16 protein-coding genes, 1 tRNA gene and 1 other RNA gene are annotated in these 22,402 nt (G+C 70.3%); 9 read left to right on the top strand and 9 right to left on the bottom strand.

Going from position 1 to position 22,402, the window contains the following annotated elements; translation table 11 throughout:
- Window positions 1–4 precede the first annotated feature (4 nt).
- An RNA gene (gene ffs, locus ACF1AK_RS06445) (signal recognition particle sRNA small type) lies at window positions 5–101 on the bottom strand.
- 131 nt (window positions 102–232) lie between these two features.
- On the opposite strand from ffs, the gene ACF1AK_RS06450 reads away from it, so the two are divergent.
- Both ACF1AK_RS06450 and ACF1AK_RS06455 read left to right on the top strand, forming a co-directional pair.
- Window positions 233–317 (top strand) — tRNA-Ser (locus tag ACF1AK_RS06450).
- 62 nt (window positions 318–379) lie between these two features.
- Window positions 380–598: a hypothetical protein gene (locus tag ACF1AK_RS06455; protein ID WP_391497620.1), complete on the top strand. Its 219-nt coding sequence runs from the start codon at window positions 380–382 to the stop codon at window positions 596–598.
- Window positions 599–881: 283 nt separating this feature from the next.
- On the opposite strand, the gene ACF1AK_RS06460 is transcribed toward ACF1AK_RS06455, so the two are convergent.
- Window positions 882–7,406, bottom strand: coding sequence for a hypothetical protein (locus ACF1AK_RS06460; protein WP_391497621.1), 6,525 nt, complete (start codon window positions 7,404–7,406; stop codon window positions 882–884).
- 836 nt (window positions 7,407–8,242) lie between these two features.
- Here ACF1AK_RS06460 and ACF1AK_RS06465 point away from each other — a divergent pair.
- Window positions 8,243–9,559: a hypothetical protein gene (locus ACF1AK_RS06465; protein ID WP_391497622.1), complete on the top strand. Its 1,317-nt coding sequence runs from the start codon at window positions 8,243–8,245 to the stop codon at window positions 9,557–9,559.
- 235 nt (window positions 9,560–9,794) lie between these two features.
- On the opposite strand, the gene ACF1AK_RS06470 is transcribed toward ACF1AK_RS06465, so the two are convergent.
- Window positions 9,795–10,286: an ArsI/CadI family heavy metal resistance metalloenzyme gene (locus ACF1AK_RS06470; RefSeq protein WP_391497623.1), complete on the bottom strand. Its 492-nt coding sequence runs from the start codon at window positions 10,284–10,286 to the stop codon at window positions 9,795–9,797.
- A gap of 77 nt (window positions 10,287–10,363) precedes the next feature.
- On the opposite strand from ACF1AK_RS06470, the gene ACF1AK_RS06475 reads away from it, so the two are divergent.
- Genes ACF1AK_RS06475 through ACF1AK_RS06485 form a run of 3 tightly spaced genes read left to right on the top strand, consistent with a single transcriptional unit; the run spans window position 10,364 to window position 12,271 of the window.
- Window positions 10,364–10,756 (top strand): ArsR/SmtB family transcription factor, encoded by a 393-nt coding sequence (locus ACF1AK_RS06475; RefSeq protein WP_391497624.1) that lies wholly within the window; start codon window positions 10,364–10,366, stop codon window positions 10,754–10,756.
- Window positions 10,753–11,862 carry an ACR3 family arsenite efflux transporter gene (arsB, locus tag ACF1AK_RS06480; RefSeq protein ID WP_391497625.1) on the top strand — a complete coding sequence of 370 codons (1,110 nt, stop codon included), beginning with the start codon at window positions 10,753–10,755 and terminating at the stop codon, window positions 11,860–11,862. Before ACF1AK_RS06475 ends, arsB begins: the two co-directional genes overlap by 4 nt.
- Window positions 11,855–12,271 carry an arsenate reductase ArsC gene (locus tag ACF1AK_RS06485; protein ID WP_391497626.1) on the top strand — a complete coding sequence of 139 codons (417 nt, stop codon included), beginning with the start codon at window positions 11,855–11,857 and terminating at the stop codon, window positions 12,269–12,271. The genes arsB and ACF1AK_RS06485 overlap by 8 nt, the downstream gene beginning before the upstream one ends.
- A gap of 175 nt (window positions 12,272–12,446) precedes the next feature.
- On the opposite strand, the gene ACF1AK_RS06490 is transcribed toward ACF1AK_RS06485, so the two are convergent.
- The 3 genes from ACF1AK_RS06490 to ACF1AK_RS06500 are packed head-to-tail and all read right to left on the bottom strand — an operon-like array spanning window position 12,447 to window position 13,804.
- Window positions 12,447–12,860 carry a VOC family protein gene (locus tag ACF1AK_RS06490; protein WP_391497627.1) on the bottom strand — a complete coding sequence of 138 codons (414 nt, stop codon included), beginning with the start codon at window positions 12,858–12,860 and terminating at the stop codon, window positions 12,447–12,449.
- A gap of 46 nt (window positions 12,861–12,906) precedes the next feature.
- Window positions 12,907–13,383, bottom strand: a complete 477-nt coding sequence (locus tag ACF1AK_RS06495) for a helix-turn-helix transcriptional regulator (RefSeq protein ID WP_391497628.1) — start codon at window positions 13,381–13,383, stop codon at window positions 12,907–12,909.
- On the bottom strand, window positions 13,370–13,804 hold the full coding sequence (locus ACF1AK_RS06500) for a VOC family protein (RefSeq protein ID WP_391497629.1): 435 nt from the start codon (window positions 13,802–13,804) through the stop codon (window positions 13,370–13,372). Before ACF1AK_RS06500 ends, ACF1AK_RS06495 begins: the two co-directional genes overlap by 14 nt.
- A gap of 192 nt (window positions 13,805–13,996) precedes the next feature.
- On the opposite strand from ACF1AK_RS06500, the gene ACF1AK_RS06505 reads away from it, so the two are divergent.
- A complete protein-coding gene (locus ACF1AK_RS06505; RefSeq protein WP_391497630.1) occupies window positions 13,997–14,665 on the top strand; it encodes a hypothetical protein in 669 nt (222 codons plus the stop codon).
- Between the two features lie 87 nt (window positions 14,666–14,752).
- Window positions 14,753–15,958, top strand: a complete 1,206-nt coding sequence (locus tag ACF1AK_RS06510) for a hypothetical protein (protein WP_391497631.1) — start codon at window positions 14,753–14,755, stop codon at window positions 15,956–15,958.
- A gap of 138 nt (window positions 15,959–16,096) precedes the next feature.
- On the opposite strand, the gene ACF1AK_RS06515 is transcribed toward ACF1AK_RS06510, so the two are convergent.
- The 3 genes from ACF1AK_RS06515 to ACF1AK_RS06525 all read right to left on the bottom strand — a co-directional run bounded on the left by ACF1AK_RS06515 (window position 16,097) and on the right by ACF1AK_RS06525 (window position 17,824).
- On the bottom strand, window positions 16,097–16,378 hold the full coding sequence (locus ACF1AK_RS06515; RefSeq protein ID WP_391497632.1) for a helix-turn-helix transcriptional regulator: 282 nt from the start codon (window positions 16,376–16,378) through the stop codon (window positions 16,097–16,099).
- Complete coding sequence (locus tag ACF1AK_RS06520) at window positions 16,362–16,946, bottom strand: hypothetical protein (protein ID WP_391497633.1); 585 nt, start codon at window positions 16,944–16,946, stop codon at window positions 16,362–16,364. The genes ACF1AK_RS06515 and ACF1AK_RS06520 overlap by 17 nt, the downstream gene beginning before the upstream one ends.
- A gap of 197 nt (window positions 16,947–17,143) precedes the next feature.
- Window positions 17,144–17,824 (bottom strand): toll/interleukin-1 receptor domain-containing protein, encoded by a 681-nt coding sequence (locus ACF1AK_RS06525; protein WP_391497634.1) that lies wholly within the window; start codon window positions 17,822–17,824, stop codon window positions 17,144–17,146.
- A gap of 298 nt (window positions 17,825–18,122) precedes the next feature.
- Between ACF1AK_RS06525 and ACF1AK_RS06530 the strand changes: the two genes are divergently transcribed.
- A complete protein-coding gene (locus tag ACF1AK_RS06530) occupies window positions 18,123–22,370 on the top strand; it encodes a hypothetical protein (protein WP_391497635.1) in 4,248 nt (1,415 codons plus the stop codon).
- Window positions 22,371–22,402: the final 32 nt, after the last annotated feature.

Consider the following 22,402-nt stretch of genomic DNA (forward strand, 5'->3'; position numbering starts at 1 on the left):
GAAACGCGAAGACCCCTCGTGCACCCGCCAGAGCCCTCCTACCCTTGCTGCCTTCCGGCCCTGGGGGGGTTCAGAGAGATGACGCCACACGAGGGGCTGCCCCCCACAGTACCGGATCCCGGCCCCACCCCTCCACCACCACCCCCACCCCCGCATCCGCAGGCCACCCCCTCCCCCCACCTGCGAGATACGTGGTCGCGACCACCCCAAAACATGTACTAAGCTCTCCCTCGGAGGATTCGCCTAGAGGCCTAGGGCGCACGCTTGGAAAGCGTGTTGGGGGCAACCCCTCACGAGTTCGAATCTCGTATCCTCCGCCTCCGCCCGCCAGGGCAGACGAAGGCCCGGACCGCACTGCGGTCCGGGCCTTCGTCGTCGTGTGGTCCCAGTTGGCGCGAGCGGCCGGTCGAACCTGCGCAACCGCGCCTGTGGTGCGGGTGAGTCCGAGGTTGATCGGTCGGAGGCGCTCTACGCGCCGATCGAGGTGGGTGCCGGGGAGCTCGACGCCTTCAAGTGCGCCAGCCGCAACGAGGGTCACACCACGATGACCGAGGAACTCGGCGAGTGGATCGTGAACGAGATCAACACCAACGGCTGACGATCCGCGCCAACGTCACACCGTTCCCCTGCACGATCGGGCGGCGCCCGTCCCACGTCCGTCGCCCCCACAGAGCCGCGCCGATCCTCCTGCCGACGCAGTGGAGCATGGGCTCGTCCAGGAGCCGCCGCAACTGCTCGTGGAGAGCAGCGCTGTGGCAGACCGCTCAGCGGACAAACGATGCCCGGACCGCTGAGCGGTCCGGGCATCGTGGTCGTCCTGTTCCTTGGGAGGGGTGGCCGTGGCCGGCTGCCACGGGCACCCCTCCTCAGGTTCGCCTGTCTCAGCTGTTGCGGCGGCGCCTGCTGAGGGTGAGGGCGAGGGCTCCGATGGCCAGCAGTGCGGTGGCGATGCCGGCTGCGGTGAGGACGGCGGTGCCGGTGCGGGCGAGGATGCCGGTCGGTCCGGGCTCGGCGGGCTTGCCGGGCTGGCCGGGCGCGACGGGTCCGGGTTCGACCTTGACCGTGGCGGTGGCCTCGGGGGAGGTGGCTCCGGTGCCGGTGGCGGTGGCGGTGTTGACGACCTTGCCGCGCTGGGCGTCCTCGGTGGTGATGGTGTGCGGCTCGGTGGTGCACACCATCGTCTCGCCCGGGGCGAGGCTGGTCCTGGGGCAGGTCACCTCGCCGGCGGTGGGGTCGTCGACCTTGATGCCGGTGACGGTGGCGGTGCCCTGGTTGGCGACGGTCAGCTTCCAGTCGATGCGGTCGCCGGTGTCGGTCTTGCCGTTGCCGTTGACGTCGGTGACGTCGGCGGTCTTGGTGAGGCCGAGCACGCCCTGTCCGTTGGACGGGACGGTGATCCCGGAGGGCGGGGAGACCGGCGGTTCGCCCGTGGGCGGGGTGCCGGTGGCGGTGGCGGTGTTGCGGATGGTGCCGGCGTCGACGTCGGCCTGCGTCACCGTGTAGGTGGCGGTGCAGGTGACGGTGGCGCCGGGCGCGAGCGGAGCGGCCTCCTTGGGGCAGGTGACGGGGGTGAGCTTGCCGGTGCCGGTGAACTCGCCTTCGGTGACCTTGACGTCCTTGAGGGTGACGTTGCCGGTGTTGGTGACGGCGAACTTGTAGGTGACCTTCTCGCCGGCGACCAGCTTGCCGGGCTTCTCGGTCTGGGCGGACTTGACCACGGTCAGCGCGGGCTTGGGTGCCTGCGGCAGTTCCACCTCGGAGGGCGGGGAGACCGGCGGCTCACCGCGCGGCGGGGTGCCGGTCGCGGTCGCGGCGTTCTTGATCGATCCCGCGTCCACGTCGGCCTGCGTCACCGTGTAGGTGGCGGTGCAGGTGACGGTGGTGCCGGGCGCGAGGTTCGTCGCCTCCTTGGGGCAGGTGATCGGGTCGAGCTTGCCGTGGCCGGTGAACGGGCCCTCGGTGATCTTGATGTCCTTGAGGGTGACGTTGCCGGTGTTGCGGACGGCGAAGCTGTAGGTGATCTTCTCGCCGGCGACCAGCTTGTCCTCCGTGCCGCTGGTGGCGGACTTGACCACGGACAGGCCGGGCCGGTCGTTCGTGGTGATGGTCGTCTCGGACGGCGGCGACACGGGCGGCTGGCCCTTGGGCGGGGTGCCGGTGGCGGTCGCGCTGTTCTTGACCGAGCCCGCGTCCACGTCGGCCTGGGTGACCGTGTAGGTGGCGGTGCACAGCACGGTGGCGCCGGGCGCCAGCGAAGCGGCGCCGCTCGGGCAGGTGACCGGGGACAGCGTGCCGCTGCCGGTGAACTGGCCCTCCTTGATCTTGACGTCCTTGAGGGTGACGTTGCCGGTGTTGGTGACGGCGAACGCGTAGGTGACCTGCTCACCGGCGACCAGGGCGCCGGTGGAGGAGGTCTTCACGACCGTGAGCGCGGGTTTCTCCGGCGCCGGGACGATCGTCTCGGACGGCGGGGAGACCGGCGGCTCGCCGCGCGGCGGGGTGCCGGTGCTGGTTGCGGTGTTCTTCACCGAACCGGCGTCCACGTCCGCCTGGGTGACGGTGTAGGTGGCGGTGCAGGTCATCGACGCGCCCGGGGCCAGGGAGGCGGCCTCGGCAGTCGGGCAGGTGACCGGGGACAGCGTGCCGGTGCCGGTGAACGTGCCTTCGGTGACCTTCACGTCCTTCAGCGTGACGTTGCCGGTGTTGGTGACCGTGAAGTCGTACCGGATGGTCTCGCCGACGACGAGCTGGTCAGGCTTGCTGCTGTGGCCGGTCTTGACCACCACCAGGCCGGGCCGGTCGTTCGTGGTGATGGTCGTCTCGGTCGGCGGGGACACCGGCGGCTCGCCGCGGGGCGGCGTACCGGTACCGGTGGCCGTGTTCTTCACCGAACCGGCGTCCACGTCGGCCTGCGTCACCGTGTAGGTGGCGGTGCAGGTGACGACGGCACCCGGGGCGAGCGAGGCGGCGCCGCTGGGGCAGGTGACCGGCGACAGCGTGCCGCTGCCGGTGAACGTGCCCTCGGTGACCTTCACGTCCTTGAGCGTGACGTTGCCGGTGTTCTTGACCTCGAACTTGTAGGTGATCTCCTCACCCGCGACGAGCGTGCCGGTCGAGGCGGACTTCACCACGGACAGGCCGGGCTGGTCCTGCGTGGTCACCGTGACCTCGGACGGCGGGGAGACCGGCGGCGGGCCGGACGGCGGGGTGCCGGTGGCGGTCGCGCTGTTCTTGACCGAACCCGCGTCCACATCCGCCTGGGTGACGGTGTAGGTGGCGGTGCAGGTGACCGTCGCGCCCGGGGCGAGCGAAGCGGCGCCGCTGGGACAGGCGACGGGCGACAGCGTGCCGCTGCCGGTGAACGCGCCCTCGGTGACCTTGACGTCCTTGAGGGTGACGTTGCCGGTGTTCTTCACCGCGAACGAGTAGGTGATCTGCTCACCGGCGACGAGGTTGCCGGTCGAGGCCGACTTGACGACCGTCAGCTTCGGGTCGTTGGGCGCCGGGACGATCACCTCGGACGGCGGCGACACCGGCGGCGGACCGGTCGGCGGCGTACCGGTGGAGGTGGCGCTGTTCTTGATCGAGCCCGCATCCACGTCCGCCTGGGTGACGGTGTAGGTGGCGGTGCAGGTCATCGACGCGCCCGGGGCCAGCGAAGCGGCCTCGGCAATCGGGCAGGTGACCGGGGAGAGCTGACCGGTGCCGGTGAACGCGCCCTCGGTGACCTTCACGTCCTTGAGCGTGACGTTGCCGGTGTTCTTCACCGCGAACGAGTAGGTGACCGTCTCTCCGACGATCAGCTTGTCGGGCCGGCTGCTGGTCGCGGTCTTCACCACGGTCAGCGCCGGCTCGTTCGGCGCGGGGACGATCGCCTCGGACGGCGGGGAGACGGGCGGAGTGCCGGTCGGCGGGGTGCCGGTCGCGGTCGCGTCGTTCCTGACGAATCCCGTGTCCACATCGGCCTGCGTGACCGTGTACGTGGCGGTGCAGGTGACGGTGGCGCCGGGCGCGAGCGAGGCCGCCCCGCTCGGGCAGGTGATCGGCGACATCGTGCCGGTACCGGTGAACTGGCCCTCGGTGACCTTGACGTCCTTGAGCGTGACATTGCCGGTGTTGGTGACGGCGAAGCTGTAGGCCACCTTCTCGCCGACGATCAGCTTGTCGGGCCGGCTGCTGGTCGCGGTCTTGACCACGGTCAGCTTCGGGTCGGAGGGAGCCGGGATGGTCACCTCGCTGGGCGGGGAGACCGGCGGCGGGCCGGACGGCGGAGTGCCGGTCGCAGTGGCGCTGTTCTTGACCGAACCCGCGTCCACGTCCGCCTGGGTGACGGTGTAGGTGGCGGTGCAGGTCATCTCCGCGCCCGGCGCCAGCGAAGCCGCCTGAGCGGTGGGGCAGGTGACCGGGGACATCGTGCCGGTGCCGGTGAACGGGCCCTCGGTGACCTTGACGTCCTTGAGGGTCACATTGCCGGTGTTCTTGACGACGAAGCTGTAGGTGACCGCCTCGCCGAGGACCAGCGTGTCCGGCCGGCTGCTGGTGGCGGACTTGGCCACCGTCAGCGCGGGAGCCGGCGGCTCGGTGATGGTCACCTCGCTGGGCGGGGAGACCGGCGGCGGGCCGGACGGCGGAGTGCCGGTCGCGGTCGCGCTGTTCTTCACCGAACCCGCGTCCACGTCCGCCTGCGTGACGGTGTAGCCGGCGGTGCAGGTGACGGTGGCGCCGGGCGCGAGCGAGGCGGCCTCCGCCGGGCAGACCACCGGGTCGAGCGTGCCGCTACCGGTGAACGGGCCGTCGGTGACCTTGACGTCCTTGACGGTGACGTTGCCGGTGTTGGTGACCTGGAAGCTGTACGTGATCTTCTCGCCGACGATCAGCTTGTCGGTGGAGGAGGACTTGGCCATCTCCAGCGCGGGAGCCGGCGGCTCGGTGATGGTCACCTCGCTGGGCGGGGAGACCGGCGGCGGGCCGGACGGCGGAGTGCCGGTCGCGGTCGCGCTGTTCTTCACCGAACCGGCGTCCACATCCGCCTGCGTGACCGTGTACGTGGCGGTGCAGGTGACGGTGGCGCCCGGGGCGAGCGTGGCCGCCTCGGCGCTCGGGCAGGTGACCGGGGAGAGCGTGCCGCTGCCGGTGAATGCGCCCTCGGTGACCTTGACGTCCTTCAGGGTGACGTTGCCGGTGTTCTTCACCTCGAAGCTGTAGGTGATCTGCTCACCGGCGACGAGGTTGCCGGTCGAGGCCGACTTGACGACCGTCAGCTTCGGGTCGTCGGGCGCCGGGATGATCACCTCGGACGGCGGCGACACCGGCGGCGGCCCGGTCGGCGGCGTACCGGTGGAGGTGGCGCTGTTCTTGATCGAGCCCGCATCCACATCCGCCTGCGTCACCGTGTAGGTGGCGGTGCAGGTCACCGTCGCACCCGGCGCCAGCGAAGCCGCCTCGGCGCTCGGGCAGGTGACGGGCGACATCGTGCCGCTACCGGTGAACGGACCCTCGGTGACCTTCACGTCCTTCAGCGTGACGTTACCGGTGTTCTTGACGGCGAAGCTGTAGGTGACCGTCTCGCCGAGGACCAGCTTGTCGGGCTGACTGCTCTGGCCGGACTTGACCACCGTCATCGCCGGAGCCGGCGGCTCGGTGATCGTCACCTCGGACGGCGGCGACACCGGCGGCGGACCGGTCGGCGGCGTGCCGGTGGAGGTGGCGCTGTTCTTGACCGAGCCCGCGTCCACATCCGCCTGCGTCACCGTGTAGCCAGCGGTGCAGGTGACGGAGGCACCCGGAGCGAGCGAAGCGGCGCCGCTCGGGCAGACGACCGGGTCGAGCGTGCCACTACCGGTGAACGCGCCCTCGTTGACCTTCACGTCCTTCAGCGAGACATTGCCGGTGTTCGTGACCTGGAAGCTGTAGGTGACCTTCTCGCCGGCCACCAGCTTGTCAGCGGAGGAGGACTTGACCACAGTCAGCGAGGGGGCCGACGGCCCCGGGACGATCACCTCGGACGGCGGCGAGACCGGCGGCGGGCCCGACGGCGGGGTACCGGTCGCGGTCGCGATGTTCTTGACCGTGCCCGCGTCCACATCCGCCTGCGTCACCGTGTAGGAGGCGGTGCAGGTCATCGACACGCCCGGGGCCAGGGAGGCGGCCTGGGCAGTGGGACAGGTGACGACCGGCGCGGTGCCGGTGCCGGTGAACGTGGTCTCGTTGACCTTCACGTTCTTCAGCGTGACGTTGCCGGTGTTCTTGACCACGAAGCTGTAGTCGATCGTCTCACCGAGGACCAGCTTGTCCGGCTGGCTGGCAGTGGCGGACTTCTTGATCGTCAGCGCTGGTGCCTGCGCCTGGGTCGGCACGGTCGCGGTGGCGGTGGCGGGCGGGCTGGTCGCGACGCCGTTGCTCCCGGTCGCGGTCGCGGTGTTCCGCACCGAACCGGCGTCCACGTCCGCTTGTGTGACAGTGTGGACCGCTGTGGACGTGCACGTCACCGAGGCACCCGGAGCCAGACCCGGTGCCGCCGGCTTCGGGCAGGTCACGGTACCGAGGGCCGGATCGTTGACCGCGACCGACACGAGCGGCGTCGTCCCGGTGTTGGTGACCGCGAACGAGTAGGCGATCTTGTCACCGACCTTGGCCTGCGTCTGGTTGCCGGCCGGGGTCACCGTCGCGGTCTTCTTCAGCGACACCGCAGGGGGCGGGCACAGCGTGCTCGGCCGAACCTGCGCGTCGAAACCCTCTGCTCCCTCACCGGACTTGATCTGCACGTCAATCGTGTTCAGACCGGTCTTCCAGTTGTTCTTCAGGGTCGTCTGCGCGGCGTTCGCCGTGGTGAAGCCCTGGTAGTAGTAGGTGCCGGTCTTCTGCCCGGCAGGCGGCGGACCGGTCAACGGGGTCTGCGGCAGCCCGGTCGTCTTCTTGGACTGCGCGACACCGTTGACGTACACCTCGGCCACGGCGTTGTCGGCGAGGAAGTTCATCGACAGCGCGAACGCGGAGGGACTGACGGCCGAGGAGAGGTCGAACTGGTAGCGGTAGTACCAGTCACCGTTGGCGACGCCTTGATCCGGGTTGGCCTTCGTCTGCTGTGAGACCCATTGCGCGTTCTGGTAGGGGCTGGAAGCCCACCACCCCGGCACCAGGTTGGCCACATTCGCCGGGGCGAACGCGGCACCCGCGGGCGGCGGGGAGACCAGAGCCGTTGCCGGGAAGGGCCCGGCGACCTGCCAGTGCGCGTCCTTCGAGCCGTCGGCGAGGACGCCGCCGGTGGCCGCGTTGTACCCGGTGTTGAAGATGTTCGGATTCGTCGTACACGTGACCGTCGGCACGGCGGCCTGCGCCGGCGCCGGATTCAGCGCGGTGACCGCGAGGCCGAGCGTCGACGCCACCAGGGCCAGCGAGCCGACCACCGCTCCCGACCGGAACCGCCGTGCCCGGTGTCTCCCCGAGCGTCGCATCATGGCGGTCATTCAGTACCCCCCGGACGTCTGGCGCGATATCCCGCGGCGGCCGTACGCGCGCCGGGCAGGAGTCACGTTCCGACCGGGCGTTCCAGGAGCGGAGCGGACCGTACGCCGGCCCAGGTCTCCGCCGTCTCCCGTCCACGGGCGGAGCCCGCCCTCCCCGGCAAGGAGCCACGCCGACCGGACCGGCCCTCCTCCGGACCCATGCGTGGGGGGCCGCATCCACCGTCTCACATGCATCATTTCCGGAACTCCCCTCAGGCCGCTACACACAGCGACTGAACGTCAGGTCCGCAGCGGTAGCACCATCTGACAAAGCCACACTTCTGGACGGCAGCAAACCACTGATTTGTAAAAGGTTGGTACATTTACGCATATACCGGCGTTTCGCCCGGTCGATGGAACGGGCTTCGTAGGCTGCTCGTGTCCCATGCCCCATGCCCGATGGCCCGTCAACGAGGTTCAGACACGGCCACGCGCGCAGGTCTTCACCCTGTCCCGCCCACCACAGGGCGCGGCTGCGTGCGTTGTCGCACTGGGCCTCGGGTTCGGACCGAAGCCTGCCTCGGTCCGGCTGGCCCCGTCGTCGCTGTTCAGCGGGGAAGCCGAACCGGGCCAGAGCCGTTCCGCCCGCCCCCGGATGGTCTCGCACCTCGTACCCTCCGCCTTCGTTGCGCCGGTCGGTGGCATCAGGTGATGAAAGTGTGTTGAGCAGCGGTGCGGCCGTTGATAGCTTCCGACGGTCCGCTGCTCGACAGCAGCGCAACACCAGAGGGGGGACCATGACTTCTCGCCGCGCCCTGGCGGCTCTCACCGCCGCGCTCGTCACCGGGGGGCTCTCGCTGGCCGGGGGGACGGCTGCGCAGGCGGCCACCGGCATCACCGTCGTGGCGGCCCACAACGACTGGACCAACAACGGAAAGCTGGTCCTTTCACTGACCGCGCCGACGGCCATCAAGGACATCAAGGTCAGCCTGTACTCAGTGGCCACCCACCAGACGGTGGCCACGGTCACGGACTTCGACCTGACCTCCGGCACCGCCGACAACGGAACCTGGGGCACCGCAAGCCGCATTCAGCTCCCCGACCTGGGCAGCTACCGGATCGACGTGTCGGCCACCGACGTGGGCGGCGACACCCTCTCCACCACCGGCTCCGGCTACTTCTACTACGCGGTGCAGACCAACCTGGACGACGCCACGATCGACCGCAGCACGGTGGACTACTTCCACCGCAGCGTCACCATCAGCGGTCACCTGATGGGCCAGTGGCCGAGCACCGGCGCCATCACGCCGATGGGCGGACTGTCCGTGCAGGTCGAGTCCTACTTCCAGAACGCGACCGTGACGACTGCCGCGGACGGCAGCTTCTCTGCGACGCTCCCGTTCACCGACCTGAACGCGACCGACATCCAGGCGTCCTTCAACTACGACCCGACCCACGTCTTCTACAACCAGTCGAGCTCGCGGGACTTCCAGATCGGCTGGAAGAGGACAGCCACCAGGATCGACGTGAACCCGAGCACCAGCGTCGTCCCGTTCAAGGGAACGGTGGACTCGACCAGCGCCAGGCTGCTGTGGGACTCGCCCGACGGCTGGGAGCCGCTGGCCGGCAAGACCCTCGGCTCGAACTCCTTCGGGGGCTTCGTCCAGCGGACCACGGACGGCGACGGCTCCGCGGTCTTCCCGGCGACCCAGCCGCTCTGGAGCAACACCACGCTCAGCGTGGGCTGGTCCAGCGACGACCCGTACCTGACCGACGCCCAGGCGAGCAGCTCCATCATGGTGGTGGCGCCGGCCTCCTTCCGCTCCTTCACCGCGACGCGGGCTGACGCCGCGAACGTCACGCTCCAGGGCGACATGGTCTTCTCCGGCAACCTCACCCCAAGCACGATTCCAGTGAACATCCAGTTCTCGGAGAACGGCACGGACGACTGGACCACCGTCACCACGGTCCCCAACGCATCATGGGACGGCACGGGTTACGGCTTCGTCGCGACCGTGCCCAGCACCGGGGCGGGCTTCTGGCGCGCCACCTACACCGGCGAGCCGCAGTTCCAGAACGCGGTGAGCACCGTGAAGCACCTCACCGGTTCCTGACACCGAGAGACGTACCGCGTGGACCGGGAGCAGGCGGGAGGCAGCGGCGACGAGGTCGTTGACCCTGGGCACGGCTGGTTCTCAAGGTGCTGGTGCCTTCTTCGTGTCCTGGTCCCGGTTCTGGCCCCGGTCGGGATTCCGGGCCGGGGTGGCGGGCCCTCGCCCGCCACCCCGGCCTTGCCGGCCTCGTTCGAACGCGGACCCCCCCTCCGCCCGGTCCGAGACGCTGCGCGGATCAGCTCCCGCAGGCGCAGTCCGTGGCGGTTTGAACCCCCGCCGGGCCATGGGCGGGTTCGAGAAGCTGCGCGTCGGACGTGCAGCAGGCATTCGGCGCACCGGCCGCGCTCTTGCCGAGGGTGTCGGCGTCGGCCTTGACGACGTAGACCTCCCAGGGCTCCTTGCCGGGGGCAGTGGCCCAGACCTTGTCCTGGAGCGCGTAGCAGCAGGAGGTGTCGTTCTCCTCGAAGGTCGCGAGGCCGGCGCCCTTGAGGCGGGTGGTGGCAGCCGCGACCTGCTCCGCGCTCTCCACCTCGACGCCGAGGTGGTCCAGGCGGGTCTCGACTCCGGGCTCGCCCTCGATGAGGACGAGCTTGAGCGGGGGCTCGGTGATGGCGAAGTTCGCGTAGCCGGGGCGGCGCTTGGCGGGCTCGGTGCCGAAGAGCTTGGAATAGAAGGCGATGGAGCCTTCGAGGTCGGCGACGCGCAGGGCGAGCTGGACACGGGACATGGCTGCCTCCCACAGGCTGGATCGATGTCTGTCGATGCAACCTTGCGCGCCGGATCGATATTCGTCAATATAGAAGCATGTCGAATCAGGAACTTCGGGTGCTCGGCCAGGACGACGGCGGGGACGGTTGCTGCCCCGGCCTGCTCAGCGCCCCGCTGGACGAGGCCCAGGCCGCCGAACTCGCGCCGCTGTTCAAGGCATTGGGTGACCCGGTGCGGTTGCGGCTGCTGTCGATGATCGCCTCCGGCCAAGGGGGCGAGGTGTGCGTCTGTGACCTGACTCCGCAGTTCGACCTGTCCCAGCCGACGATCTCCCACCACCTGAAGCTGCTGCGACAGGCCGGGCTGATCGACTCCGAGCGCCGGGGCACCTGGGTGTACTACCGGCTGGTCCCCGAAACCACCGACCGCCTCGCCGGCATCCTCACCCGCCCCGCGGACTCGCCCGCCCCCGCCGGGACCGCCTCGTGAACACCACCGTCCGGGCGGACATCCCGGTGACCGGCCGACTGTCGTTCACCGACCGCTACCTCGCGGTGTGGATCCTGATCGCGATGGCGCTCGGCATCGGACTGGGCCGCCTGGTCCCGGGCCTGGGCGACACTCTGGCGAAGGTGACCGTCACCGGCGTCTCGCTGCCGATCGCGCTCGGCCTGTTGGTGATGATGTACCCGGTGCTCGCCAAGGTCCGCTACGACCGCCTCGACACCGTCACCCGCGACCGCCGCCTGCTGGTGCCTTCCCTGGTGCTGAACTGGCTGGTCGGCCCGGCGCTGATGTTCGCGCTCGCCTGGCTGCTGCTGCCCGACCTGCCCGAGTACCGCACCGGGCTGATCATCGTCGGCCTCGCCCGCTGCATCGCCATGGTGATCATCTGGAACGACCTCGCCTGCGGTGACCGCGAGGCCGCCGCCGTGCTCGTCGCCCTCAACTCCGTGTTCCAGGTGATCGCCTTCGGTGCGCTCGGCTGGTTCTACCTGTCCGTCCTGCCCGGCTGGCTCGGCCTGGAGCAGACCGCCCTCGACGTGTCGGCGTGGGAGATCGCCCACAGCGTGCTGGTCTTCCTCGGCATCCCGCTCGCCGCCGGCTACCTCACCCGCCGCTTCGGCGAGAAGGCCCGCGGTCGGACCTGGTACGAGGGCGTGCTGCTGCCACGCATCGGCCCCTTCGCCCTGTACGGGCTGCTGTTCACCATCGTCACCCTGTTCGCCCTCCAGGGCCGTGCCATCACCGCGCAGCCCCTGGACGCCGCCCGGATCGCCCTGCCGCTGCTGGCCTACTTCGCCGTGATGTGGGCCGGATCGCTGGCGCTGGGCCGCGCGGTGGGCCTGGACCACCCGCGCGCCACCACCCTTGCGTTCACCGCCGCGGGCAACAACTTCGAACTGGCCATCGCCGTCGCCATCGCCACCTTCGGTGCCGCCAGCGGCCAGGCCCTCGCCGGGGTCGTCGGCCCGCTGATCGAGGTGCCGGTCCTGATCGGCCTCGTCCACGTGGCCCTCGCCGCCCGCCGATTCTTCCCCCAGCCCGCCGTTGACCGTCCGGCCGCCGCTCCCGAAGGGTCCGCCCGTGCCTGAGTCCAAGCCCTCGGTGTTGTTCGTCTGCGTGCACAACGCCGGCCGTTCCCAGATGGCCGCCGCCTTCCTCACCCGCCTCGGAGGCGACCGGGTCCAGGTCCGCTCGGCCGGCTCCGCCCCGGCCGAGACCGTGAACCCGGCCGTTGTCGAGGCCTTGGCCGAGGTCGGGATCGACATCTCCGCCGAGATCCCCAAGGTCCTGACCGTCGAGGCCGTCCAAGCCTCCGACGTGGTGATCACCATGGGCTGCGGAGACGCCTGCCCGTTCTTCCCCGGCAAGACCTACCTGGACTGGAAGCTGGCGGACCCGGCCGGCCGGGGCGTCGACGCGGTCCGGCCGATCCGCGACCAGATCGAGGCCCGGATCCGCAGCCTGCTCGCCGACCTCGGCGTCGAGGCCGCCGGATAGACCGGCCCATGCGTACCTTCTGATCTCGTTCGCTGGAGTCCGCCGGGGTTCAGACCACGCGCCCGTCCACGCTCCGGCGCGGGTCAGGGCGGATGTGAACCAGCACGAAGGCCCCGACCGCAGCGCGATCGGGGCCTTCGGCGTCTCCCGGCCTGCTCGGCGGGCTCCGCTGTTCCTATTCCGCGTAGGGCTGGTCGGCCCCCTGGGCGCTGTAGCCGAGGCTCCAGACGTAGCCGTCCGGGTCGGCGAAGGTGCCGCCGTACCCGCCCCACGGCAGGGCGCCGGCGGGCTTGAGGATCGTGGCGCCCGCCTTCGCGGCCTCCGCCATCACCTCGTCGACCCGCGTCTCGCTGCGGACGACGTAGGTGAGGACCAGGCCGCTGAAGCCGCTGCCCTCCGCGCTCGTGCCCACCAGGTCGGCGAGGCCCTCGCGGCCGTAGAAGCCGACGGGCGAGGCGCCGTCCGACTCGAAGAACACCGAGATGCCGTAGTCGTTCCGGATCTGCCAGCCGAGCCCCTCGGTGTAGAAGCGCTTGGCGGCCTCCAGGTCGCGGACACCCAGCAGGATCGAACTCACGTGCGCCTTCATGTCGTCTCTCCATCTGCATCTGTCGGACGTGTGCGGTGCGTGACGATCACGCTAGGGGCCGGCCGGTGGCCGGGACTTCTCGATTCCTGACCGGTCTCGTGACCTGCTTCGCGACACACGCCGGCATCCCCTCCACCGTGAGCGCCGCCGCCTCGGCCGCCTGGCGCCGGAAGGCCCCGGGCGACATGCCGACCAGTTCGGTGAAGCGGGTGGTGAACGTGCCCAGCGACGCGCAGCCCACCGAGAAGCAGACCTCGGTGACGCTGAGGTCGCCCCGCCGCAGCAGGGCCGCCGCCCGCTCGATGCGACGCGTCATCAGATACGCGTACGGCGAGTCGCCGTAGGCCGCCCGGAACTGCCGGCTCAGGTGTCCGGCGGACATGTGCACCTCGCGGGCGAGCGCCTCGACGTTCAGCGGCTGCGCGTACTCCCGGTCGATCCGGTCGCGGACCCGGCGCAGCCGCGCGAGATCGTCCAGGCGCTGTGCCTGGATCCGTGCGCGCCGCCATTCAGACGGACACACGGGCGCCCCTCCCCCTGTCCTCCTGGATGCGGACCAGGTTGCCCGCGGGGTCGCGGAAGGCGCAGTCACGGACGCCGTACGGCTGCTCGGTCGGCTCCTGGACGACCTCCGTGTCGCCGGCCTGCACCTTCTCGAACGTGGCGTCGAGGTCCGGGGTGGCCAGCAGGATCCAGCCGTACGTGCCCTTGGCCATCATCTCGGTGATCATGCGCCGCTCGTCCTCGGTGATGCCGGGATCGGCGGCGGGCGGCGCCAGAAGGATCGACGTGCCGGGCTGCCCGGGCGGGCCGACCGTGATCCAGCGCATCCGGCCCTGCCCCACATCGCTGCGGACCTCGAAGCCGAGGACGTCGCGGTAGAAGGCGAGCGACGCGTCCGGGTCGTCGTGCGGGAGGACGGTCGTGTGAATGGTGATCTCCATGCCTCGCAGGCTAGACGCGGCCCGTGGGCCGTGCTTCTCGATTCCTGCTCGATCCGGAGATCCGGGCCCGTCGTCGGCGATCCGGTGACGGAGCAGTCACGAATCGGCGAACGTCCGCCCCGCCGGCACGGGCCGGGGCTTTGATGTCCACCACACCCCGTCCTGCCCGCTCTCCCCGAAGGGTGCCGCCCCATGGCCTCCGGCACGGTAGTCCTCACGAAAGCGTCCCCCACCGTCTCCCTGGACAAGCACGGCGTGACGTCCGGTCTCATCCGGGTCAATCTCAACTGGACCTCGCCCCGGGCCGCCGCGCAGCGGGAGGTGCAGCAGGCCCGGGGCGTGTTCGGCAAGGTGCGGGCCGTGCTGCGGGCCGGGGCGGTCAAGGACGTGGACCTCGACCTCGGCTGCATGATCCGGTTCACCGACGGCAGCAAGACCGTGGTCCAGGCGCTGGGGAACGCGTTCGGCGCGACGGGCCGCTTCCCGTACGTCGCGCTGGACGCGGACGACCGGACCGGCGCGCGGGCGGCGGGCGAGAACCTCGTGATCGACCTGGACCACCAGGCCGCGTTCTCGAAACTGCTGCTCTTCGTCTACATCTACGAGGGCGCCGGGGACTTCCGCGGCCTCGACGCGGTGGTGACCCTCACCTCCGACCGCGGCGACCGGTTCGAGGTGCGCCTCGACGACTGCCCGCCGCACGCCCACGCGTGCGCCATCGCCCTGATCAAACGGCAGAAGGGCGAGCTCGTGGTCGGGCGCGAGGTGCGCTGGTTCACCCCGCAGGACGGTCCCGGCATCCAGGACGTGATCTCCCGGGCGTACCGGCTCGGCATGAAGTGGACACCGGGAAGCAAGTAGCCGGCCCCTCGAAAGATGTTGCGGACATGCTCAAAACGGCCCTAGCGTGAGCGGCTGTTGATCCATTCGCGCGGAAAGGCCCCCTTGATGATCAGTCATGTCAGAACAGCGGCACGCGCGGTGCTCGCCGCCGGTCTGCTGGTCACCGGCGCGCTCGTCGGTGCGCCGCCGGCCGCGGCCGCTGTGGCGCCGACGGCCCTGAACGCGTCCGAGTACACGCTCACGGCGGACTACCACCAGTTCGACGCGCTCGACTCGGCCCTCGTCACCACGCTGGGGACCTCGGCCGTGCACACGGTGATGGAACACGCGAACCACGACCGGCAGGCGCTCCCCGCCTCGTTCTCCGTCGCCGGCCTGTCCACCGGGTTCCGCTTCGACGACGGCGACAACTCCGACTGCCAGAGCTTCCCGCAGGGCATCACGACGAGCCGGGACGCCGTGGGGACGGCGGACAGCGGCAACTACGACGGTCATCAGCTCGTGCTGGTGAGCTGGTACACCAAGGACGGCTGCGACGGCGCCCAGCAGCGCAGCCGGATCACCCTGGTCGACTGGGACGCCACCTATCCCAACACCTACCGGAAGATCCTCCTGGTGGAGCCGACCGGCACGGCGGCGGCACCGGACTTCAAGGACATCCCGATCCACGCCGGCGGTGTCTCCTGGTACGGCGACTACCTCTACGTCGCCGACACCGGGCGCGGCATGCGCGTCTTCGACATGCGCAAGATCCTCAACACCGACTCCGGCGGCACCGCGGACCAGATCGGCCGCCAGCCCGACGGCGCCTACTACGCGCACAACTACGCCTACGTCCTGCCCCAGATCGGCACCGTCACCTCGCGGACGACCTCCGGCACCAATCTGGTGTGGTCGTCGATCTCCCTGGACCGGGTCAGCAAGTCGATCGTGATGGCGGAGTACACCTGCCAGTCCGGCTGCACCGGCTACCCCAACCGCCCGCCGCGGGCCGTCCGCTTCCCCTTCGCCCCGGGGGCGACGACGTTCGCCGCGACGACGACCGCCGCCCAGGCGCTCCAGCTGCCCTGGTACAACCTCAACGGCACGGCGTCCCACAACGGCCGGTGGTGGTTCAACTCCTCCGGGCAGAAGAAGCTCTACTACTGGACCCCGACCGCGGGCCCGTCCACCTTCGCCTGGGTGGGCGGCGGCGAGAGCCTCTCCTACTGGGAGGACACCACCAACCCCGACCTGCTGTGGTCGCTGCAGGAGACCACGGGCGGCCGCAACGTCTTCGCCGTCACCCAGGCCACCTACGGCGGCGGCTGAGCACCGGCGCGGGCGCCCCGGCCGAACCCGGGAGTGAGCGCGCCGGGGGGCAGACCCTCACGATCTCGAATCTCACGCCCTCCGTTCCATGAAGGCCCGAGCCGCACCCCGCGGCCCGGGCCTTCGCCGGCTTCGGCGTCAGTCGTCGGTCATCCCGGCCGAAAACCGGGCTCCTGCTTCGATGTCGTCATGGTGGACCCGCACGTCCTGGATGCCGAGTGCGCGCATCAAGTCCGGCATCCGTACGACGTACGTCCGGCCGGCCTTGCGCAGCGCGCAGGGGAAGTCGCCGCGGCGGATCCGTCGGTACGCGGTGGTCGGACTCAGGCCCAGCGCCTTCGCGGCGACCCTCAGACCGACTTCCGTCGGAAGACCGAAGACCACCGAGAACGGCACGAACTCGTCATGACGGCGCGTCATGGTTGAACCCTCCTGTCCGGCGCAGCTCGAACAGGGCGGGCTGCTCGCCCCGCGTGCGGTGGTCACCGCCGAGCGGTCCGCCGTGCCGGGACCGACCGGCCCTGCGGACCTCGCGCACGTGCGGAAGAAGACCCAGGCGATGGGCCAGCGCCCCCAGGCGTTCGCCCTGAGCCCGTTGGAGCAGTCTGCCGGACATCGCACCGACGGAGACAACGCCGGGCGTCCGGAGCACGAACGAGGGCTGCGCCTCGTCCCGTGCCGCGTCCCGCTCCCCCGCCGGGGTCTCCCTGGAGCCGCGTCGACCGGTCCGCCACCCGGCGGCGAACGCCGCGTCCATCAGGTGCTGCTCGATGCCCGCCGATGCCTCCGGGACGGTCCGTGCGCCCTCCAGCACTCCCAGCAGCAACGCGGAACCGACGTCGGCCCGCTCGGCTCCCGTCCGGCGGGCGATCGCGTACGCCGCGCCGTGCAGCCGAGGCACAAGCAGCCCGACGGCGGCCAGCGTCCAGATCCGTTCGCCGCCGGTGCACGACTCCTCGCGGACGTGGCGTGCGACATGACGCCACACCGCGATCCGCTCGGGGCTGTCGGTGGTTCCGTCGCGGGTGCGGGCCCGAAGGTCCTCCCATGAAGCGGGCCCGCCGGCCTCGCACGGTGTCGCCGGCCCGCACGGCAACACCGTGCCGGCACAGTACGCCTCGACGCGCCGGCAGACACCCGTGAAGGCATCCGACGTCGATGACACCCGAATCCGGTCATCCCCGGTCATGCCCGCTCGTCACCCGACTGGTAGAGGTGACCACTGCCCGTGTGGACGGGCCTGTGGGATTCATTGATGAAGGTTCCGGAGAAGTCGCCAGCGATCCTCCCGATCCCCCCGTACTGCAGGTGCTGGATCACCTTGGCGCTCCCGGTCCGGTGCGGCGGCGCCTCCGGCAAGGCCAGGACCGACCGGTACTCGCTGTCCCGTGCCGCCACGCCGAGTTCGGGCAGCAGTTCCACGAGGTCGTCGGACAGCTTCCCGAGATCGGCGTCCACGTTCCGGTGGTCGAGCCGACGAGGCCGGCAGTCGGCGAGGCCCTCGATCTGCGCAGGGAGGTCCTCGTGCCGAAGCCGCTTCGCCCCACCGACCAACAGGGGGATGACCACGGCGCCGGTGTCGAGCGCTTCCGCGATCTCCCGCCGGGTCCAGTCCTCCGCGTCCTCCAGGAAACTCCGCCCAGCCGCACCCTCCGCCTCCAGCCAGCGGGGACCGATCACGGCCAGCAGTACCTTGCTGCGCCGGACGGCCGTGAGGAGTTCCTGGGGAAAGCACGTCCCCGGTCCGATCGACTTGTTCGCCCGGAACACGTTCCCGGTGCCGAACACCCGCGACAGCCCCCGGTCCACGAGCGTGGCGATCACCTCCTCGTCCCCGGTCCGGTAGTTCACGAAGATCAAAGACATGCAGAATTCCGTCCTTTGTCCAGCAGTGGTCCGATGGGCCGTCGAACTTCCCACGATCGACCTGTCGCCCACTCTGACACCGCGCGGCGGCGACCCGCAGAAAAAATAGGTGTTTCCCGTTTCCTTCTTCCCGGCCGCCGGCGCGGGCATCGTGGATATAGCCCCTGACCAGGAGAAATGCCCCCTTTCGAAGCTCTTCGGCGAGGACGGGAACGCGGCGGACGGCGGATAACGGCGGATTCCCTGCGCGGGCGGACCGGACCGGCTATCGTGGGCCGCGACCGACCAGGGGGAAAGCGTGTTGTCGGAAACCTATTTCGCCATCGCGACCGAGGCCGGTACCGCCGTCGTAAAAGCGGCAGGCACCGCTCACTGGCCGTCGTTCCTCCCGCAAGTGGCTTCCTGGCTCGCCCGGGAGGGCGGGCAGGACGAACGGTCGGAGCGGGCCCGCCTGGCGGCGACCGCGGCAGAACTGCGGACGGTCGGCGGCTCGGAGGACTGGGCCGTCGTCCCCCGTTGCACCGTGGCCTGGCAGAACCGCTTCATCGACCTGCTGGAGCGGCTCGCCCCGGAGGAACGCGACGGGGCGGCATCGCGTCTGCAGCGTCTCGTGCGCGACCACTCCGCAGGACGACATGGCACCGGGGTGGCCGGCAGCCCCGTCCCCGCCGCGAATCAGGACATCATGCTGTCCCCCGGCGGCAACGTGATCGTGGGCAACATCGAGAACCTCACTGTCTCTTCGACTGGCGGCTCGCCCCACCCGGGCACCCCCGAGTCAGACCGACGAGCGGTGCACTCGGTCAAACGGCGGTTCCTGCGGCGCACCGATCGTGCACGACCGACGTTCGGGCTGGCCGCCAGTCCCTATGCACGGCAACTGTTCGGGCGGCTGGTCGCCGAGGACGCACCGACGACCATCGTGTGCGAGGGCTCTGCGGGTATGGGGAAGTCGACGGTGGTGGGCGAGGTCGTCGCCCTGGCTGAGGACCACGGGTGGCCCGTACTGCCCTTCCGCATGGACGAGATGGCAGCGGAGGACCGGACCGCCGAGGCCGTGGGACGGCGGCTGAGCCTCCCCGGCTCACCTGCCACGGTGATCGCCCGGATGGCGAGTGGTGCTCCGGCGCTGCTCGTCGTGGACCAGCTCGACGCCGCGAGCAGCTACAGCGGGCGCATGCCCGACGCCTTCGAGGCGGTGGACGAGATGCTGGAGACCCTGGCCGACTCGTCGAACGTCAAGATCGTCCTGGTGGCCAGGAGCATCGATGTCGAGAAGGATCCCCGCCTGACGAGCCTGGTCAGGCAGGAGAGGACGGTGGAACGCTTCCCGCTTGGCCCCCTCGACGACGAGGCCGTGCGCACCGTCCTCGAAGCGGACGGCACCTGCTGGCGGGCACTGGGCAGGGACACCCTGCAACTCCTGCGCACCCCGCTGCACCTCGCGGTCTTCGGCAAGCTCTCGCCGAGCGCGCGGACGGCGCCGTACCGGAGTCTCCAAGAGCTCTACGCCCAGTACACCGAGGAGACGCGCCGCGGGATCGAGCGGTCGCTCCCCGCCGACGTCTGGCCTGACATCACCGGTCAGCTGGTCGACGAGATGAGCCGGCGCGAGACCCTCACCGTGCCCCACGCCCTCCTGGACCGGTTCGCCCGAGCCGATCTGGCCGCACTCGTCTCGGCCGGGGTCCTCTTCCGAGCGGACGGCGACCGCATCGGGTTCTTCCACGAGACGTACTTCGACTACCTCTTCGCCCGCTCCTTCGTCCGGTCCGGTCACGACCTCCACGACTTCCTCGCCGCGAGCGGCCAGGCACTGTTCCGCCGTGCCCAGACCCGGCAGGTGCTGGAGCACCTGCGCAATACGGACCGTGCCGAGTTCCGTCGCACGGTGGTCCGTCTGCTGGCCTCCGGGCTGGTGCGGCCGCATCTGCATTTCGTCGCCCTCGCGGTGCTGGAGGACCTCGACGCCACGAGCGAGGACTGGGCAGTCCTGGACCCGCTCGCGTGGGGCGAGGGAGTCACCGCGGAGCGGCTGCGGGACCTGCTCTCCCGGCCCGCGTGGTTCGATGCTGCCGATACTGGGCGATGGGAACAGTGGCTCGCCGACTCTCGCACGCTCCCGCTGGTCTTCCGGCAGCTGGAGTGGTGCACGGAGGAGCGCCCCGAGCGGGTACTGGAACTCCTGGAACCGTACGCGGACGCCGACGAGCCGTGGCGACAGCGGATCCGCGAGTGGCTCGGCAAGTGGCCGACACCGTTCTCCGCCCATCTGGTCCACCGGCTCATCGAACGAGGGGACTTCGACGACAACACCGATTGGCGGTCCGCCACCGGTGCAGCCTTCTGGGATTTGTTCGAACAGTTGGCCCAGCAGGACGCGGCATCCGCGATCCGCGTGCTGGGGTCCTTCCTCGCCCGGGCGCTCTGTCGGACCGCCGCCGCCGGTTGGAGCGACCCGTTCGACTCCGGTCACGTGCCTACGCCCGGCGGATCCCGAGCGGGCCCCCTCGTCGTCGAGACAGCGGCGGCGGTACCCGGAGCCACCCTCGACCACGTGCTGCCCTTCGTCGTCGCCGTGGTGGAGTCGAACCACGCCGCCGACCCGGAGGCAGCCGTTCCGCAGTCCCGCTGGACGCATCCACCCTCCCCGTTCGAACCCGACATCAGCGACGCCCTGTACGCGGCGGCGCACGACGCGCTGCGGACGCTGGCCGAACGGGAGCCCTCCGCCGTCGCGGAGGTGATGGGAGTCCTGGCGGCGGGTGAGGGGTGGGCCCTGAATTTCCTCGCCTGCCGGGCCTACGCCCGGTGGAACCGGCCGGACGAGGCCCTGGTGTGGCTCACCGCGGCGCCCGAACGCCTCCGTCTCGGCTGGCTGGACAGTCCTTTCTGGGCTTCGCGCGAACTCATCGCCTCAGCGACCCGAAGCTGCTCGGACGAGACCCTGACCCAGCTGCTCCGGACTCTCCTCCGTCACTATCCGGATTCCGAAAGGACCACCGGGCGCCGGGGGCTCTTCGGGCGCGCCCAGTACGTACTCCTCGACGCCGTCGACGAGCGTCGCCGAACTCCTGAGGCCGCAAAACGTCTCGGAGAACTGGAACGCAAGTTCGGCCGAAACGTTCTGCGTGAACCACGTCCGATGGAGGCCGACGTGGTCGGCCCTCCGGTCGCCTCGTCCGCCGGCGAGCACATGACGGATGGCCAATGGCTGACCGCGCTGCAGAAATACACGGAGGAAGGCGTCGACTGGAGCGGGGACCGGCCACGGGGCGGAGCCACCGAGTTGTCCTCGCTGCTGGAGTCCGCGGCTCGTCGCCGACCGGAGCGGTTCGTCCGGCTGGGCCACAGGTTCGACGAGACCGTTCCGCCTCCCGCCTTCGCCGCGCTGATCCATGCGGTCACCGGAAAGGTGGCGATCGACTCGCTGTTGCAGCTCTGTGTCCACGCCCGGCAGGTCGTCGGAGAGCAGGTGGGCCGCACCGTCTGCTCAGCGGTCCTCGCCACGGCACAGGACGCCGTGGCTCATCCCGCGACGATCCCCCTGCTGAACGACTGCGTCGAGGACGCTGATCCCGCCACCGAATCGGCGCGGACCGAGGCATCCCAAGGGCAGTACTACTACAGCGGGGATCTCCTGACAGCGGGAATGAACTCCACCCGGGGCGAGGCCGCCCTGGCCGTCGGCGCGCTCCTCAGGACACCGAACGCCCCCGTGGGAGATCTGTTCCCGTTGCTGGACCGACTCGTCCAGGACCCGGTCACGGCCGTTCGGGTGTGCGCGGCGGACGCCGTCACCGCACTGCTGCCTACTGCTCCGACGGAAGCGCTGGATCTCGCGGCACGTCTCTTCGCCGGAGCTCCGGTCGACATCCACGATGCACGGACCACTCAAGAACTGCTCACCTGTTCCCTCTTCCACGACACCGAGCGCTTCGCGCCGGAGTTGGTCCGGGGCCTCGAAGGCCCTGAAGGAGCGGCTGCCCACGCCGGGGCGGTCTGGTCCGTCCTCGCGATAGGGGGGCGGCTGATTGCCCCCTTGCCCGGAGAGGCCTCCGCGCTGACATCCGCCGCTCGCCGGGGAGCCGCCGAGGCAGCCGCGGGTGATCCGGGCGGCGGTGCACCGCTGCTCCGAGAGCTGTTCCATGACGACGATGCGGCGATCCGCCAGGCAGCGGCACGCTCGATGAGAGCAGTGGCCTCGTTGTCGGCGGAGGTCTCGGACGGACTCGTCGATTCGTTCCTCGCCAGCCCGGCTTTCGGCGAGCATCCCGAGACCCTGGCCCTGTCGCTCTCCCGGTCGCCCCTTCGGCTCCCCTCCTGGGCGCTCAAGGCCTGCCAAGCACTCGCGGCCGTAGCCGCGGCCGGCAGCGGTAAAGGGCGACGTGGAAGCTCTCTGGTCGAGAGGTACCTGGTCGAGACGGTACTGCGCCTGTACCGCCAGGGGGACCCTGCGACTCGGGCCCGGTGCCTCGACATCATCGACAGCCTCTACCTCGTCGACGCACGCGGCCTGGGCACCGCGCTCCACGGGGAGCGGTGAGACGTGCCGAGGCCGGAGGCCCGGCCCCTCGG

This window comes from Kitasatospora sp. NPDC015120 (genome assembly GCF_043080305.1).
Classification (GTDB): Bacteria; Actinomycetota; Actinomycetes; order Streptomycetales; family Streptomycetaceae; genus Kitasatospora.